Source organism: Dolichospermum compactum NIES-806, from assembly GCF_002368115.1.
GTDB classification, from domain to species: domain Bacteria; phylum Cyanobacteriota; class Cyanobacteriia; order Cyanobacteriales; family Nostocaceae; genus Dolichospermum; species Dolichospermum compactum.
In genome coordinates this window covers 2,285,910-2,302,793 of the sequence record NZ_AP018316.1, presented here as the reverse complement: position 1 = coordinate 2,302,793, position 16,884 = coordinate 2,285,910, and the positions used below count along the sequence as shown (strand labels likewise).

Sequence of the window (16,884 nt, the reverse complement as noted above, 5' to 3'; positions counted from 1 at the left end):
ATTAGTTATTAGTTATGAAACTAATTGTGAATTTTGTGTCAGATGGTCATCAAGATTGAGTGAAGATTCAATTATTATCTCTTAATATAAATATAAATGCCGTATCAGAATCAACTATTTGTTGTATTGTTTATCCCAGGGAATAAAAATTGATACAGATACTTTAAATACCTTCTGTGAGGGGAGGGAACTCTTAACTCTTAACTGGGAACAGTTTCAACTATCTGGATATCCTCCATTTTCCATATCCGACAAGGAAAAATGCAACTGTTTTGAGGCACACACTATAAGCCAAAACCTTGTACTTTCTTGTTCTTAAAAGCAAGCAAGTTTTACTCGGTGACTCCTGAATTTTGCTGTAAGTTTACACAGGTTTAAATAAATTTATAATTCTACCACTAGTGAGGTAAAGAGTATGACTCTTGTTAAGGTAAATCAAAGACACTACCCCAAAGGGAATCTTACTCGTCGAGGAATGGCTTTAGCTATGGACTTTTTCGGTGCATGGTTACTGAGTTCTATGGTTAGAAGTAATGAAATTGGTATTCAATTTGCCCAAATTTTTGTGTTTATTTTTGCTTGGTTAATTTTTCGCGTAGTCGTAGTTTACAACAATCAGGGACAAAGTTTAGGACGTTGGGCATTTGATTTAAAGATTCTAGAAGTCGTAAATGGGGAAATAGTCAACAGAATCCCTCAATTTCAGACATTGTTGCTGCGAGAAGGGATTATTTGCTTTTCTGGCTTATTATTATCCATTTTTTTGGGGAATATCATCCTCAATCCCGCTGCTGTCGTCTTATTACTTCCCTTAATCATTGACGGGGGTGCGGCTTTATCTGATACTCAGATGCGTCAGGCTTTCCATGACCGCTTTTTTCGGACGGTTATAGTTTCTTCCCGTCGGGGTTATTCATTAGATATAAAAATTAAACGGTTAGTTGAAAAATTTCCCCGAAATATGAGATAATAACCATTTGTGTTAATTATCCTCCAGGCTTTACAGTTTGTAAGATTATGGCTAAAAGTAAAGGTGCGCGCATAATAGTGACACTAGAATGCACCGAGTGTCGGACAAATCCAGATAAACGTTCCCCTGGTGTATCTCGTTATACCAGCACTAAGAACCGTCGGAACACAACCAACCGTTTAGAACTGAAAAAGTTCTGTACCCACTGCAATAAACATACAGTTCACAAGGAAATTAAGTAAGAATGAGTTACTATCGTCGTCGCCTTTCTCCAATTAAGCCCGGAGATGCCATTGATTACAAAGATGTAGATTTGTTGCGGAAGTTTCTTACCGAACGTGGTAAAATTTTGCCTCGGAGAATCACTGGTTTAACCTGTCAGCAACAACGCGCTCTGACTTTAGCCATTAAACGCGCCCGGATTGTGGCTTTGTTACCCTTCATTAACGCCGAAGGTTAAGAATATTTTGGATTTTGGATTTTGGATTATCCAAAAAAAGTAGCAGTTGCATGGATATTGCCTGGTTACTTTGGGTCCAAAATCTAAAATTTAATATTTGATGTTAGGAAATTGCCAAAAACATTTAATTAATTCATTCTCAAAAATGGTACGATATCGCTAAATTTGAGAATGAAATTGTCAAAGGTGATAGCATTCTTCATAGCAAATTATTAAATAAAGGATTAAATAACAGGTATTTAATCCGAAATTTCCAGTCTAAAAATCTAAAAATATTAAAGTGCGACAGTTGTGGATAAGGGGACGTTAGTTGAATTTAGGGTTCAAAGCGATCGCCGTCTAGGAGTGGTAGATCGTCCAGACGGTAAAACTCGTTGGTTTGTAGTAGATGAACGGGGTCAATCCCACAGCCTCGCACCTCGCCAATTTACCTACACAGTGAATGGACAAACCTATAAACCAGGGGAAATCGCTGACTTCTTAAGTCAAGTCCAAACTTATCTAGACCCATCAAGTCTAGAAATAGCGTGGGAATTACTCATTGAAGATGGAGAAACTGTCACTCCCAGCCAATTGGCAAATATATTATTTTCGGAATCCACGCTACCCCAGTGTTATGCAGCCCATTGTTTGTTATCGGAGGATAAACTCTATTTCAAACAAAAAGGAGATGCTTATGAACCCCGCAGCATGGCACAAGTAGCAGAACGCAAACACCAGATTGAAGTAGAATCCCAAAAAGCCAAGGGACAGCAGGAATTTTTAGCCCGTGTAGAACAGGCACTTCAGGGACAAGTGGTAGAATGGCAAAGACTGGATCGCCAACGCTTAGAAGCCATAGAAAAGTATGCGACTTTGTTGGCTGATGTTGTCATGCTCAAGGTAAATTACGACTCTTTAGCTCGTGCTTGTCCGCCTTCAGCCCCAGTATTAGAAACTATGAATATGCTGGGACGTTCTGCTACGCCCCAGGCGGCATTTCAACTTTTGATAGATTTGGGTTGGTGGACTTCCCATGAGAATCTGTTTCTGCGCCGTTCATCAATCTCCGTTCAATTTCCGCAAAAGGTATTAGAAGTGGCGCAAAAACGTTTGGATTTTCCTCCTACAGATTTGGACACAAACCGTCTTGATCTTACACATCTCAAGGTGTACACCATTGATGATGAAAGCACGACGGAAATAGACGATGGTTTGAGTTGGGAGATATTACCAGATGGTAAGGAACGGTTATGGGTACATATTGCTGACCCGACCCGGTTATTAATGCCAGATGATGAGTTGGATTTGGAAGCCAGAAAACGGGGGAGTACGGTTTATTTACCGACGGGGATGATTCCTATGTTTCCAGAGGTGTTGGCTACAGGTCCCATGAGTTTGGTACAGGGGAAGGTCTGTTGCGCCCTCAGCTTTGGGGTGATTTTGGATGAAGTTGGGGCGGTTGAAGATTATTGTATCCACGCTGGTTTAATCAAGCCTACCTATCGTCTCACCTATGAGGATGTTGACGAGATGTTGGAGTTGGGAGTACAGGCTGAACCAGAAATTGAGGCGATCGCTAATTGGGCAAAAATCCGCAAAAATTGGCGTTATGGTCAAGGCGCTATCAGTATCAATATGCCCGAAGCCATGATCAAAGTCAAAGACGATAATATTAATATTGATGTTTTAGATGATTCCTCATCCCGCCAATTAGTAGCAGAAATGATGATTCTTGCTGGAGAAGTAGCCGCGCGTTATGGTCAAACCCATAATATCCCTCTCCCCTTTCGCGGTCAACCTCAACCAGAATTACCACCAGACGAAGAATTACTGCAACTTCCCGCTGGTTTTGTCCGTTCCTGTGCCATGCGTCGCTGTATGCCTAAGAGCGAAATGAGCATTACACCGGTGCGTCATGCTGGGTTAGGTTTAGATACCTACACTCAAGCTACCTCTCCCATTCGTCGTTACAGCGACTTACTCACCCACTTCCAACTGAAAGCACATTTACGCGGTGAAGGTTTACCTTTCTCTGCTGAACAACTCAAAGAAGTGATGATGACAGTCATGAGTACTACCCAGGAAGCAACAATGGTGGAACGACAAACAAATAGATATTACGCCTTAGAATATTTACGTCGTCATCCTGAACAAGTTTGGCAGGTGACTGTATTAATGTGGTTACGAGAAGATAGCAATTTAGCATTAATTTTATTAGAAGATTTAGGTTTACAGTTGCCTATGTCTTTCCGCCGTTCTGTTAATTTAGGAGAAAATTTATTAGTCAAAGTTAGTTTGGCTGACCCCCAAAAAGATATGATTCACTTCCAAGAAATTATGTATCAGGAAGCCCAATCAATTACAAATTAGGGCGTTGCTGATTAAGGCGTTCGCCTTTGGCGTGGCGCAGTCATATTATATTCGCCAAAAACCTTTCAAATAATATCTCACGCAGAGGCGCAGAGTCGCAGAGAGTAAGAGTTTGAATTTCATCCTTCTATCAAGCAATAATTATTAGGGACTTTGGGAATGAATAAATTTACTTTATCTCTCATTTTTTTAAATAGTCTATTTGTGTCTATAGGAACTGCTAACGCTCAATCATTAATAAATAATCATCGTAATTCAGATATAGAAATAGAAAGAAAAACCCCTAATGTGGATGAAATTTTACAACAATTAAAACTACCACATTCAAAAATAGCAGTTATTGATGAGAATCAACAGGTCAAACAACAAAATTTTGTTTGGGTATTTAAAGATTTAAAGGAAGTTGGAAAACAACCTTTTCTCCAAGTTAATAAGGAAACAGAGAAACCAAAAACTAAACCTGAATCTAAATCACCGAAGGAAGATGAATTAGAAGATTTTGCGGAAGTTACTAAGGATACCCAAAAATTAGAGGGAATCTTTACTATTTATCGTCATAAGCATAAAAATAAAATCTATCTAGAAATTAGACCGGAACAACTCAAGAAAAATTTTTTAGCAAACTCAACTTTGGAATCTGGAATTGGTGAAAAGGGTATTTATAGTGGAATGCCATTACAAGACTTTTTATTCTATTTTCAAAAGATAGATAACCAAATCCAGTTTGTGGTTCGTAATGTCAATTTTCGGACTCGTGAGGGAGATCCCCAAGCCAAATCAGTAGCTAGATCATTTAGTGATTCTGTGCTTTATACTATTCCTATTAAAAGTATTCATTCAGAAAGAAAAACCATCATTATTGATTTAGGTGATTTATTACTTACAGATTTAGCCGGATTAGCTACTAATTTAGAATTAGCTGCTAGTCCTGAACAAGCTTATCTTGGTAATGCAAAAGTATTTCCCAGTAATTTAGAACTTGAAGCGATTTTCAATTTTGCTAATGCGGGTAAGAATTCGGATGTCTTACCTGATAGTCGCGGCTTTACCTTAAAGGTACATTATAGTCTATCGGAATTACCAAAAAGTAAATATCAACCTCGGTTAGCTGATGAACGGGTAGGTTATTTCCTCACAGCTTATCAAGATTTATCTAAAGATGAACGAAGAGATCCCTTTGTTCGTTATATTAATCGCTGGAATTTAGAAAAACAAGATCCTACAGCCGCAATTTCTCCACCAAAAAAACCGATTGTTTTTTGGATTGATAATGCTGTGCCTCTAGAATATCGTGATGCTATCAAAGAGGGAGTTTTGATGTGGAATCAAGCCTTTTTGAAAGCGGGATTTCAGGATGCTATTCAAGTTCAACAAATGCCTGATAATGCTACCTGGGACTCAGCCGATATTCGCTATAATACCATCCGTTGGATTAATACTGTAGATGGTTTTTTTGCAATGGGTCCATCCCGTGTTAATCCCTTAACTGGTGAAATTTTGGATGCAGATATTCTGATTGATGGTAGTTTTGTCCGGTTGTTAAAAAACGATTATCGGCAAATGATTCAACCTCAAAATTTACAAACTCGCACTTCTTTATCCGCATTGGTTAACAATGGGCGTTTGTGTGGTAAAGGTAATCAAAAATCTCCCAAATCCTTGGGTAATTTGTCTAAACTAGCGACAGATTATGATTTATGTTATGGAATAGAAGCATCTAATCAGTTGGCTTTTGGTTCTTTGGCAATGTCAATGTTAGGAAATAGTCCACCAAATCCAGCGCAGTTAAAAGATTATATTCATCAATATTTACGTTTAATTATTACCCATGAAGTTGGTCATACTTTGGGTTTGCGTCATAATTTTCGTGGGAGTAATCTAGTCTCTCCAGAGGAAATGAATAATCCAGAAATTACTCGTACTAAGGGTTTGACAGCATCGGTTATGGATTATATTCCTCCCAATATTGCTCCTGATGGTGTCAAGCAGGGAGATTATTTTCCCAATAAGGTGGGACCTTATGATGAATGGGCAATTCAATATGGTTATACTCCTAGTCAAGCGACAACTACCCTGGGGGAAAAGTCATTTTTAGCGACAATTGCGGGACAATCTCATCAACGGGAATTGAGTTACTCTCCTGATGAGGATTTATCTAATAGTGATCCCACTGTGAATCCTTGGGATCATAGTGGTAATGTATTGGTTTATTCTCAGTCACAATTGGCTAATGCGCGGCGGATGTGGGAACGACTAAATGAGGGATATACTATAGATGAAGAGAGTTCCAGCGATGTAGAAGAGCGTTTCAATACTATCCTTGGAAATTATTTACAGAATTTATACTATACCAGCAAATATATTGGTGGTCAGTCTTTTTATCGAGTTAAACCAAATGATACTAAAGGACAAATCCCATTTGTGCAGGTGCCGGTAGAACAACAGCGACAAGCATTGATGACAATGCAAAAGTATGTTTTTGCGGAAGATGCTTTGAAATTTCCCCCGGAATTACTGAATAAGTTAGTACCTTCGCGGTGGTTACACTGGGGGACAGAAATTCAAGTAGGACGGTTGGATTATCCGATTCATGATTTAGTGTTGTTAGTGCAGACTGCGGTGTTGCGGGATTTATTGGCAAACGATCGCTTAACTCGGATTAAGGATTTAGAATTAAAAAGTGAGTCAGGAAAATCTCTCACATTGCCAGAGTTATTTGATACTTTACAATCTGAGATTTGGTCGGAAGTTCTGCAACCCCAAGGTAAATTACAAATTTCTAGTTTGCGGAGAGGTTTACAACGGGAATACCTAAATGTACTGATGGAAATGGTGTTGCGAAAAGAATCTGTTCCTGAAGATGCCCGAACTTTAGCTTGGTATAAACTCAAGCAGTTAAATAGTAAATTAAAACGGGTAAATTCTGAAGATGAATATACTCAGGCTTTTTTATTAGAAACACGCGATCGCATTGAGAAAACCTTAAATGCACCATTGGTAGGGAATTGATGTGGTCGTAGCGTTATAATTGAGGAAATTGGGGTAATTGATGGATGACTCTGATTGTTAATTTATGTAAGAAACACAGGTTAAAAAATTCAGTTAAAATCTAGATACTTGAGTTAAAAGAGATGTAACTTATGTTATGATTATTTTCTTGCTGTAAGCATTGAAACTAAAGCTTTTGAGTTAATAATTCAGTGCTTGGGGTTAATAATAAGGAGACTTTGACGCTCAAAATTAACATTCATGACAGATAAAACTAATCCAACTTATACATTAATTGATATCCTCAAATCTACTGATTATGCTCTCGATATCTTTGATAAAGATAAAGAAATTCCGGCACTTCAAATTTTTGACAAAAAAGGGAAACCGTATCTGCGCGATTTCGTAGATGGTAAGGAACGTCCAGCTAAACCAGAGGAAATTGTCCGCCAACTGTTTCTATATCGCTTAATTCATACCTATGGTTATCCTACCGCTAGAATTGCCGTAGAAAAGGGTGTATATTTTGGCTCTAGCGTGGGGGATAAGCGAGCAGATATCGTCATTTCTGAAAAGGATCATCCGAATACAGCATATATTATTATTGAAGTTAAGAAGCCAAAGCGTCGAGATGGTCTAGAACAACTAAAATCTTACTGTAATGCTGAAGGTGCGCCTATTGCAGTTTGGACAAATGGCAGTGAAATTGTTATTTTACATCGGGAAGATCCAAATATTTACCGCAGTATTTCTGATTTACCTCATGCAAACCAAACACTAGCTGAAGTCATCAACGAGCGTGTCACCCTCCAAGAGCTTGAGAAACGTAACAAACTGGTTGTAGAACGCCTATCTTTACGTGATGTAATTTTAGATTTGGAAAACCTAGTTTTAGCAAACGCTGGAGTTGACCAATTTGAAGAAGTATTTAAATTAATTTATGCCAAGCTTTACGACGAAGCACAAGCAAAAAGACGACCAGGTAAAGTTGTAGAATTTCGCGCTGCTGGTGAAACTCGTCAAGAATTATATGACAAAATTAATAACCTATTTCATGCAGCTAGGGAAAAATGGCAAGGTGTTTTTCTACCAGGAGAAAACATTGATTTAACACCCGATCATTTAGCTGTGTGTGTTTCGTTTTTGCAAGACATTAAACTGTTTAATTCCAACTTACAAGTCATTGATGAAGCCTTTGAATATTTGGTAACGCAAGTTTACAAGGGAGCAAAAGGGCAATATTTTACTCCCCGTCATGTGATTGATATGTGTGTGAAAATGCTCAATCCTAAATGGGAAGAGTATATGATTGATACGGCTGCTGGCAGTTGTGGGTTTACAGTTCATACTATTTTTCACGTTTGGGGTGGGGAAATGACATCAGATAGACCCACTAAAGATCAAGCAGAATATGCGAGTGAAATGGTATATGGTATTGATTTTGATGCTCGGAGTGTAAAGGTTACTAAAGCACTCAATTTGATTGCTGGTGATGGCAAAACTAATGTTTATCGAGCTAATACCCTTGATCCGAGAAATTGGAGTGACGAAATACGAGTTGCCCTCCGTCGCCGTTTACTACAATTTGAGAATCGTACAGATGATGATTGGAATCAGAAAAATTTCCGCAACTTCAATTTTGATGTGCTGATGATTAATCCACCATTTGCAGGAGATATTGTAGATAGTAAAATTTTGTATCAATATCAACTTGCTAAAAAGTGGAAAGCGATTGATGTTGATGCTTTAGCTGATCCAGAAGAACGGCAAAAACAAGCTGGTGCTATTGAGAGTAAACGCTATGAAGATTCAGGAAATTGGCAAACGAAACAAAGTCGAGATGTTTTATTTATTGAGCGTAATTTAGAATTTTTATGTCCAGGGGGACGAATGGCAATTGTTCTTCCTCAAGGACGGTTTAATAATATTACTGATGCTCATTTGCGGACTTGGATTAGTGAGCGAGCCAGAATTTTAGCAGTGGTAGGACTGCACGTAAATACTTTTAAGCCACATACTGGCACAAAAACCAGTGTTTTATTTCTCCAAAAGTGGGATGATGATCCTAATTCTAAACATTACTGTCCTAAAATTAAGGACTATCCTATATTTTTTGCCACCAGCGAAAATAGTGGTAAAGATAACTCTGGGGAGTATATTTACAAGCCAGGGGAGGACGGCAGACCAAAGATTGATGATCATGGACACATGATTATTGATCATGATTTAGATGAGATTGGAAGTGCATTTATAGATTTTGCAAAGAAACAAAAATTTTCGTTTTGGCGGGAGGGTTAGAAAATGATTGAGTTACAAACCCAGTTACCCACAGATACATGGATTTACACTTCTTGGGCAGATTATGAGCAGATAATTATCAATTTGCTCAACGAAAAAGCGAAAAGTTACTACTACAAAGGGTATATGAGGCTGGAAATGGCACCAGTTAGTTTTGATCATGGTAAAGACCATGTTGTAATTATTTTTGCGGTAACTCTATTTGCAACAATTAGAGGGATTCTAGCTACAGGTTTAGATACTACTACTTTTCGTAAAACTGGTATTCAGGACTGTCAGCCTGATGTGGCGTATTACTTGCGAGAACGCGCCCAATCTATCCCCACTGGTACAGGTATTGTCAAACTTGATCTGTATCCTGCACCAGATTTAGTGATTGAGATTGCGAAAACATCTCTCCTTGATGACTTGGGGACAAAGCGAACTCTATATGAAGATTTAGGTGTTGCTGAATATTGGGTGGTAGATGTCCAAAATGCCCAAATCATCGCTTATGCTATGGCATATCAAGGTAGTAAACGTATTCGAGAATCACAGGTATTTCCTGGTTTAGTAATTGCAATTTTAGAGGAAGCTTTACGCCGTAGTCGTGAAATGAGTCAATCTGAAGTTGGCGCTTGGTTATTGAACCAGTTTCAGCAAAAGGAAGGTTAAATTTTGGCAGTTTGGAGTGTGGTTCTCAAATCAAAACTGGAAGGTTGTACTCGGCTAGATCCAGAATATTATCAACCTTTCTATCTACAGATTTCTTCATCTTTAGAGAAGCAAAACTATGTTGAGCTAGGTTCTGTTGCAGGGGAAACGCATCTAAATTATCTTGACAGAATACTATATTAGTGCATCAATATGGGAAAATATCTAACTTCATTCAAAATCTCATAAATTCCTTTATTAAAATTATAAAAATTTCATAAATTTAGAGTAATTATTTATTTTTAATGATGGATTTATTTTGTTCAGTTCTATATATTAATATCTATATTTTTTGGCATCAAAAATATAGATTCTATTGTAGAATCAACAGAAAAATAAATTGGTTATATTTATATTTGTCTATATTTTCTGATTTTTATCAGATACATTCTAAAATCTTCTCTAAATATTCATCATCCCATCCTGCACAAAACTGCTTACTTTTAGTTCCTAGTTTTTGGCTTTTTTCTTTTCCTAAAAGATTAACTGCTATATGACGAATAACTGCAAAGTTTTGTGGTGCATTATCCTTTCTTATCCGACAATCATCTTCTCTAAAAGCTACATCTAAAACCCAGTGTAATGAATTCTCTATACCCCAATGAGTGCGGACTGATTCTCCTAGTAATTTCGCATTATTTGTCAAACTACTTATATAATAACCTGTCTCAACCTTCGTTTTTCCATTAACTTTTCGTATATATTCTACCATTCCTACACTTTGAAGATTTACCCATTTCTTATCAGTATCTATTCTTTCTTCTATGTCTGATAACATGAGATAATGACGAATCTCTTCTCTTCCATGTTCGTCTTCTTTTGTATAAAATTCACTATATTTGAATCCCTCAAACCCTTTAGATATAGCTTCTTTGAAGATTCTTCTACATTCTTATATAAATTACCTTGATTCTTTTTGAGTGCGATAATATATTCGCCTGATTTTTCTGCAATTGATTTTACTATCTCTTTTTGACACCCCATCGCATCAATCGTTACTAAACATCCGGCTATATCTAATACTTTAATTAATTCCGGTATGGCTGTTATTTCATTTGACTTTTCTTCTACTTTACATTGTCCTAATACTAATTTATTACTAGTTGCCCATGCACTTACCATGTGAATCGCACCTTTATCCTTTCCTTTATCATATGAATGCCTTAATGTTTTCCCATCTATTGCTATGACTTCTCCTTCTGTAATTTTATTGATAGATTTTATCCAACTCAAAAAACAATTCTGAAATTGTTGCGGATCTATTCTCGCAAATACTCTGGCGAATGTATCATGAGATGGAATCCCGTTTGGAAGTTCTAAAAATTGTTTTAGCCATTTTTCTTTCTTTTTTCCATAAGCCTCCATCAATACCCAACTATCTACTCCACAGATCACTGCACAAATCGCAATGGTCACTATATCTATTAATTTATGCCTTTTTGTTCTCTCAACTCTTTTATCTTCTAAATCTTTAAAGTTATCTACTATTGTGATTTTTGGTGGTAGCTTCATTTTGTGAATTTTGTCTCTTTAGTTTTATTGAGAATACCACTTCAACTCATTTTATTGATTCTTATAGAAACGAATTTACCATCAAATTTTCTTCATACTCATTTATTGGCTTGATATTAACATTGTAATACTGCCCTTTTTATCTATTCATATAAGTTACATTTTGTCAAAAAAAATTAGATGCGTTTCCCCTGAAGGTTGATGCTATTGCCTTAGAAGATTTAAACATCTCCGGTATGTTGAGGCGTTGCAAAGTTAAAACCGATGAAAAAACAGGGAGATTTTTAAAGAATGGCCAGTCTAAAAAAAAAGGATTAAACCGTTCTATTTCTGATGCAAGTTGGAGTGATTTGATTTTAAAAATTGAGTATCTCGCTGTGAAGGAAGGAAAAGTTGTAATTAAAATTAATCCTAAATACTCCAGTCAAGAATGCAGAAATTGTGGGCATACTGATAAGTCAAACCGTGATGGTGAGAAATTCATTTGTACGGAATGCGGATATCACGAACACGCCGATATTGGTGCTGCAAAGACTATCAGAGATAGAGGTTTCAAAATAGTACCTGGGGACTCCGCGAAACTTGCTGTTTAACAGCTAAACGCCCAGAAGATGAGCCAGTGCGGTCTTGGGGTTTCCCCAAGTAGAGCAACTGGCGGTATCAGCACGCACTTTTGTGCAAACGTACTGAGTCTGGGAACTTGTGCAAACAAGATATTAAGATTGTGAAATCTTAAGAATCCCCGTGTCTTTAGACCGGGGAGTGTCAATCTTTCGATGGAGACGTTTCTAAAAGAGAACCTTTTGAAAATAGAATGAGAGAAAAGCGTTGGCGTACTCAGGATGAAAAGGTTCGGGTTAATGGAAGACAAATACAACCTGGACTTAGGGACTACTGGTATATTGCTATTCGGATGCAAACTCCTTTAGTTGATGAATGCTTGAATGATGTGGGAATTCCATAAAACTAAAAGGTATTATCGTCTTCTTACTCTATGATTCCCAACTGACATAACCCAACTAAAACCCACGCCAAAGTCTGACATTGCTACACTACAAAAAAAGTCCACCGAAATGGACTAATAAAAAATTAAATATTTTCAACCCACGCAGGTGGGTTTTGCCTGTGTAGACGCGGTTTCTAACCGCCCTAATTACCTAATGATGGTGATGGTGGTGAGTAATAGCTGATTGGGAATTAACAGCCATACCTTCAGTTTCCATCAACTCTGCAATATGTGAATTTGCCCATTCAGCAACCATCGCTAAAAATTGTGGATCATCATTAACACAAGCCATTTGTAAATAATCTACATCTGGATGTTGTTTTTCCAAATCATGAATAATGTGATGTACATCTAACAAAGTTTCATGATTTTCTGTAGCAAAACCAATAGGCATAAATAGCAATGCCTTTGCACCCAATTGAATCAAATTTTGAGCAGCTTGGGTAGCATTGGGTTGAGTCCATTCAATTAATGGGGTGTCATGGTTCAACCAACCCACAGAAATTAACGGGTAATTGTTAATTAACTTATTTCTGACTAACTCATACATGGCTTGACTTTCATCAATCCCAGAAGTAAAGCCTTTCGCTTTGTGGGGACAACCATGATTCATCAAGATAATCCCAATTTGCGAAGGTAAATAACCTGTAGCTAAATCAGTATGAATTTTTTCTTCTACCAAATGCGCCATTAAATCAATATATTTTGGCTCATTGTAGAACGAGGGAATATATTTTTGGGCTTTAATCCAATGTTCATCACCATCGGCTAATTCTACCAGAGCATTATTTACTTGTTCAATAGCAATACCACTGGTAAAAATGGAATCAACAACCAATAATGGATAAATCAGCAGTTTGCTAAAGCCTTGATCTTTAATTTCGGCTAAAACTTGGTTTGGTAAAAAAGGAGCGCAGAAGTTAAAAGCTTTGAAAACTTGAACACCATTACCCCATTTATGTTGTAATTCGTGTTCAATACCCGCTCTTTGTCTTTCAAAAATGGCATTATGAGGGGAAATAAAATCATGATGTGTGTGTCCCCATTCATGACGATCAAATAATGCCAAAAGCTTTGCTAAAGGGGGATAAATCCAAGTGGGAACAGGAGCGAATTTAGCCGTCAGTAAATTTAAAGCTTGTTCGTTATAGTTAGCAAAATCTTCATAGCTTTCGACTTCGCCATAGCCCATAAGTAGTACGGCTACACGGTCTTTACTGGGTAGATGATCGTGGCTATGGGTAGCGTGCAGTTTTTCCGGGGTTGCAACCACAATGAGTTCCTCAAGATAACTGAAACAGAGAGACAGGCCTAGATAATTACTAGATTATCTCTATCAATTTGTAGCATAATATCCTATCCAGGGGGATGGGATAAAAATAAAAATAAAAATACACATCTAACTCAATACATTAAATTACATTAAGGTTTAATACAAGATTGTAATCATTAATGTGCTAGTATTACTTGATTCTATGTGTCCTCTACATTTTTTCTGTCTGCCCTTAAACGTGCTAAACTATCAATGGCATCACCTAAAGCTGTCGTGAGACTTTTCCGAGTTTGAGCGTGATTTTCTTGCTCAAGTTTCAAAGCTTGTAACAGACAATCACGTTCCTGTATGACTTCTAACAATTGAGTTTGTAACTCTTCTATAGAATTAAACTGGGAAATTTCTTGCTGAATAGCTGTAGTCATATCAGTTCCGGTTTCCCCATTAACACCCGAAAATTTTTGGACTTCAGCCTTTATAGATGCGATTGCTTCTTGGTGCATTCTGGTATCTGCACGTCTTTGCTCTGCTTCTGTATTATAAAGCTGTCGCCATTTTTGCGAACTTTCCCAAGCTTCATCTCGTTCGCGCTGAAATTGCTTCATCTGTTGTGTCAGAAACTGAATTTCAGTTAACCACTTTTGGGTTAAATGGGTAGATTTATCAATATTTTCGGTCATTATTTTAGCTAGGAGTAGTTAATAGTTAGTGAATAGAGCAGTTTGACATTATCCTTTCTTGGTAACAAGATAAACATCATTTAGAAGTGTATTTAATCGATCAGACATTTTGACTGTTACAAAACTATCTGAATCAATTATAAAATACTTACCATTAAAATTGCAAATAAGTGATAATACGATAAATACCCAAACAGATACAAAACTCCAACTTACACTAAGACTCTAAATATTTATAAGTAAGTAAAAATAAATCATGAATCAACGTCCTCCAGGTCTAATAGCAATCGTAATTTATAAAGGCTTCGTTGCTGTATTACGTACAGCTATGACAGCATTAGATAGAATTCAGCAAATTCCCAGCAAAAAAATCCGTCCTTTTTTGTTTTAATGTTATGGTTATGGATGAGTGCTTTCGTTCTTCTCGTCGGACACCAATTAAATGTAACTGTTGGTAAAGACATGAACAATTCAAAATTAAGAATTAAGAATTAAAAAAGAAGACAATCTTTGTAATTACAGTAAAATAACAGTCAACCTAGCTACAAATTTTCTAGATGACTATGAAAAGATTTTGGTTGGAGAAATGAAGTAATAGTAGATTTGATCACCAATAAAGTGGAAATAATTAATAATGCCTAATTCGTCTGAACCATTTGTAATTACACTCGATGGTTATGCACCGAGACTAAAGCGTCTACGTCAACTTAGTGGACTATTAGATAATATAATTACCATTCCTGGAACACCAATAGGAGTCGGGTTAGATCCAATTATTGGATTACTACCCATAGGTGGTGATGCTTTAGGATTAATATTCTCATTTTATATTATCATTGAATCTGCACAATTAGGCGTACCCACAGCCACATTAGGACGGATGGTAATGAATGTGATTGTAGATTCCTTAGTTGGGGCTATTCCCATGTTAGGAGATTTGTTTGATTTTGCTTGGAGAGCGAATAATTACAATATCATTTTATTGGAAGAAGCGTTAAAATCTCCGTATCAAAATCAAAAGGGAGATAAATCATTTATCCTCATTTTTAGTATCGGATTATTTGTACTGGCTATTGTTTTAATATCCATACCCGTGATATTAATAAGAATATTATGGCAAATTTTTACTGGTAGTTAAATGACTTATCTATAAAATCATGAAAGATTGGTGGCAAGATAATTTTCCTCAAGGGCGGCAATATCTCATTATTCACGATTCTCAAGGTTATCCAATTCAAATAGCCTATGGTGAAAAAGGTAACGGGACACCGCTGATTTTATTACATGGTTTAGGCAGTTGGAGTTATAATTGGCGGCATAGTATTGAACCATTATCTCAACATTTTCGGGTAATTTGTTGTGATTTTAAAGGGTTTGGTTTTTCTGAAAAGCCTGTATTCCGTCGAGAAGAAAATGGACATCAAATTATTGAATTAAAACGCATTATTCAAGCTTTATGTGATGAACCACCCATCATTGTGGCAGAATCTATAGGCGCATTAATTTCTCTGGGATTAGCTGGTAAAAGTCCTGATTTAATCGGACGCTTAGTAGTAATTAACGCTCCTATTTTTACAGAAACTTTACCTCATTGGTCTATGGGTTTACTGGCACAAACACCAATAGAGATTATCCATGCAATTGATTATTTACGTCTTGCATATTGGTTTGCACCGATAGTCAGAGAAGTCATGGGAACAGAAAGACGTAAGGTATTATATGATCCTTCATTATTAACAGAGGAAGATATTTACTGGATTACTTATCCATTTATTGAAATTCCAGGAACTTTGGTAAAAGTTGCCGAAGATTTACAAATTGCTGCTCAAGAAATTGAGAATTTGCGAACAAAACAGCCAAGTATGTTGAGTGATATTCAAAAAAATCTCAAAAATATTGAATGTCCAACTTTAGTTTTATGGGGTGATCAAGATAGTTGGTTTCCTGTTAGTCATGGAGAAAAATTACATCAACATCTGCCTAATTCTCGCTTACAAATTTTACAAAACTGTTATCATGATGCGTCAACTGGTTCTGCTGATGTGGTGAATGCAGCAATTTTGGAGTTTTTAAAAGAGACCAATTTCTGTTGAATTTTGAAAATTGACTAATGATAGAAATTCAGGTAATTTTCCGTACCTGCGCCAAAACCCTCTCAGGGCAACCACTGGGGGTTTGCCCCTACGATGTTAGAAATTTTGAAAACACAGCCCTTCCCAATACTGCTCGGTTAAGGAAATCAAGTAGGCTAAAACTCTTGAAATATCGTTGTTTATAATGCCCAAAAAAGGCTTAACCGAGTAGTATTGCAGCCCTTCCTTCTGTTATGACGTACACATAGCGGGCAAGATGCCCGCACCACAAGAGTTTTATCATTAATATTTGTACCCCGTAACACCGGGAACTGCTGTATTAGTAGAGTGTTGCTCCAGAGTTGTAAGCATTTTTGAAACTGTTGTAGTCATACTCGACTTGAGTTGCATAATCTACTGCAAAATTGACTATTAAAATATTCATATAAATAAAAAGAGAGTGGGAGAAGGCATACCAAAAGCCTAAAATCTCCCACTCTACATTTACTGCTGTAGCGTTTGGGAACATATATAAATACTGCCAGTTATTTAGGGGGGTTGATTTAACAACGACAGTATT

The 16,884-nt window shown here is 36.9% G+C and carries 15 protein-coding genes and 2 pseudogenes; 14 read left to right on the top strand and 3 right to left on the bottom strand.

Going from position 1 to position 16,884, the window contains the following annotated elements:
• Positions 1-415 precede the first annotated feature (415 nt).
• The 8 genes from CA730_RS11000 to CA730_RS24315 all read left to right on the top strand — a co-directional run bounded on the left by CA730_RS11000 (position 416) and on the right by CA730_RS24315 (position 9,905).
• Positions 416-970: an RDD family protein gene (locus tag CA730_RS11000; RefSeq protein ID WP_096667228.1), complete on the top strand. Its 555-nt coding sequence runs from the start codon at positions 416-418 to the stop codon at positions 968-970.
• Between the two features lie 47 nt (positions 971-1,017).
• Entirely contained in the window at positions 1,018-1,212 is a 195-nt protein-coding gene (gene rpmG, locus CA730_RS10995) for a 50S ribosomal protein L33 (RefSeq protein WP_010998585.1), read from the top strand.
• A 2-nt stretch (positions 1,213-1,214) separates the two neighbouring features.
• On the top strand, positions 1,215-1,430 hold the full coding sequence (gene rpsR, locus CA730_RS10990) for a 30S ribosomal protein S18 (RefSeq protein ID WP_027403663.1): 216 nt from the start codon (positions 1,215-1,217) through the stop codon (positions 1,428-1,430).
• Between the two features lie 291 nt (positions 1,431-1,721).
• The gene (locus tag CA730_RS10985) at positions 1,722-3,782 is read left to right on the top strand and encodes a ribonuclease catalytic domain-containing protein (protein ID WP_096667226.1); all 2,061 of its coding nucleotides are present in this window, start codon (positions 1,722-1,724) and stop codon (positions 3,780-3,782) included.
• Between the two features lie 159 nt (positions 3,783-3,941).
• Positions 3,942-6,791, top strand: coding sequence for a zinc-dependent metalloprotease (locus tag CA730_RS10980; RefSeq protein ID WP_096667223.1), 2,850 nt, complete (start codon positions 3,942-3,944; stop codon positions 6,789-6,791).
• A gap of 240 nt (positions 6,792-7,031) precedes the next feature.
• Positions 7,032-9,068, top strand: a complete 2,037-nt coding sequence (locus tag CA730_RS10975; RefSeq protein WP_096667221.1) for an N-6 DNA methylase — start codon at positions 7,032-7,034, stop codon at positions 9,066-9,068.
• Positions 9,069-9,071: 3 nt separating this feature from the next.
• Entirely contained in the window at positions 9,072-9,722 is a 651-nt protein-coding gene (locus tag CA730_RS10970; protein WP_096667219.1) for a Uma2 family endonuclease, read from the top strand.
• A gap of 3 nt (positions 9,723-9,725) precedes the next feature.
• Positions 9,726-9,905, top strand: coding sequence for a hypothetical protein (locus CA730_RS24315; protein WP_157749955.1), 180 nt, complete (start codon positions 9,726-9,728; stop codon positions 9,903-9,905).
• 235 nt (positions 9,906-10,140) lie between these two features.
• Here CA730_RS24315 and CA730_RS10965 read toward each other — a convergent pair.
• A pseudogene (locus CA730_RS10965) lies at positions 10,141-11,273 on the bottom strand (ISAs1 family transposase).
• 236 nt (positions 11,274-11,509) lie between these two features.
• Between CA730_RS10965 and CA730_RS10960 the strand changes: the two are divergent.
• Positions 11,510-11,866: a zinc ribbon domain-containing protein gene (locus CA730_RS10960; RefSeq protein WP_197705520.1), complete on the top strand. Its 357-nt coding sequence runs from the start codon at positions 11,510-11,512 to the stop codon at positions 11,864-11,866.
• Positions 11,867-12,087: 221 nt separating this feature from the next.
• Complete coding sequence (locus CA730_RS24310) at positions 12,088-12,237, top strand: hypothetical protein (protein ID WP_157749954.1); 150 nt, start codon at positions 12,088-12,090, stop codon at positions 12,235-12,237.
• 193 nt (positions 12,238-12,430) lie between these two features.
• On the opposite strand, the gene CA730_RS10955 is transcribed toward CA730_RS24310, so the two are convergent.
• Together CA730_RS10955 and CA730_RS10950 are read right to left on the bottom strand one after the other, a co-directional pair.
• The gene (locus CA730_RS10955) at positions 12,431-13,552 is read right to left on the bottom strand and encodes a ferrochelatase (protein WP_096667217.1); all 1,122 of its coding nucleotides are present in this window, start codon (positions 13,550-13,552) and stop codon (positions 12,431-12,433) included.
• Between the two features lie 200 nt (positions 13,553-13,752).
• A complete protein-coding gene (locus tag CA730_RS10950) occupies positions 13,753-14,232 on the bottom strand; it encodes a hypothetical protein (RefSeq protein ID WP_096667215.1) in 480 nt (159 codons plus the stop codon).
• A gap of 256 nt (positions 14,233-14,488) precedes the next feature.
• On the opposite strand from CA730_RS10950, the gene CA730_RS26030 reads away from it, so the two are divergent.
• The 4 genes and pseudogenes from CA730_RS26030 to CA730_RS10935 all read left to right on the top strand — a co-directional run bounded on the left by CA730_RS26030 (position 14,489) and on the right by CA730_RS10935 (position 16,325).
• Complete coding sequence (locus CA730_RS26030; protein WP_269076509.1) at positions 14,489-14,623, top strand: hypothetical protein; 135 nt, start codon at positions 14,489-14,491, stop codon at positions 14,621-14,623.
• A pseudogene (locus tag CA730_RS25580) lies at positions 14,617-14,727 on the top strand (ribonuclease BN); the annotation flags it as partial. The gene CA730_RS26030 and the pseudogene CA730_RS25580, both read left to right, overlap by 7 nt.
• A 139-nt stretch (positions 14,728-14,866) precedes the next feature.
• A complete protein-coding gene (locus CA730_RS10940) occupies positions 14,867-15,370 on the top strand; it encodes a DUF4112 domain-containing protein (RefSeq protein ID WP_096667213.1) in 504 nt (167 codons plus the stop codon).
• A gap of 19 nt (positions 15,371-15,389) precedes the next feature.
• Positions 15,390-16,325, top strand: coding sequence for an alpha/beta fold hydrolase (locus CA730_RS10935; protein ID WP_096667211.1), 936 nt, complete (start codon positions 15,390-15,392; stop codon positions 16,323-16,325).
• Positions 16,326-16,884 lie beyond the last annotated feature (559 nt).

Coding starts and splice junctions, on each gene's coding strand:
- CA730_RS10950 (WP_096667215.1), bottom strand. CDS start 14,232: ATGACCGAAAATATTGATAAATCTACCCATTTAACCCAAAAGTGGTTA.
- CA730_RS10960 (WP_197705520.1), top strand. CDS start 11,510: ATGTTGAGGCGTTGCAAAGTTAAAACCGATGAAAAAACAGGGAGATTT.
- CA730_RS24310 (WP_157749954.1), top strand. CDS start 12,088: ATGAGAGAAAAGCGTTGGCGTACTCAGGATGAAAAGGTTCGGGTTAAT.
- CA730_RS10935 (WP_096667211.1), top strand. CDS start 15,390: ATGAAAGATTGGTGGCAAGATAATTTTCCTCAAGGGCGGCAATATCTC.
- CA730_RS10980 (WP_096667223.1), top strand. CDS start 3,942: ATGAATAAATTTACTTTATCTCTCATTTTTTTAAATAGTCTATTTGTG.
- CA730_RS10975 (WP_096667221.1), top strand. CDS start 7,032: ATGACAGATAAAACTAATCCAACTTATACATTAATTGATATCCTCAAA.
- CA730_RS10940 (WP_096667213.1), top strand. CDS start 14,867: ATGCCTAATTCGTCTGAACCATTTGTAATTACACTCGATGGTTATGCA.
- rpsR (WP_027403663.1), top strand. CDS start 1,215: ATGAGTTACTATCGTCGTCGCCTTTCTCCAATTAAGCCCGGAGATGCC.
- CA730_RS10970 (WP_096667219.1), top strand. CDS start 9,072: ATGATTGAGTTACAAACCCAGTTACCCACAGATACATGGATTTACACT.
- rpmG (WP_010998585.1), top strand. CDS start 1,018: ATGGCTAAAAGTAAAGGTGCGCGCATAATAGTGACACTAGAATGCACC.
- CA730_RS26030 (WP_269076509.1), top strand. CDS start 14,489: ATGAATCAACGTCCTCCAGGTCTAATAGCAATCGTAATTTATAAAGGC.
- CA730_RS11000 (WP_096667228.1), top strand. CDS start 416: ATGACTCTTGTTAAGGTAAATCAAAGACACTACCCCAAAGGGAATCTT.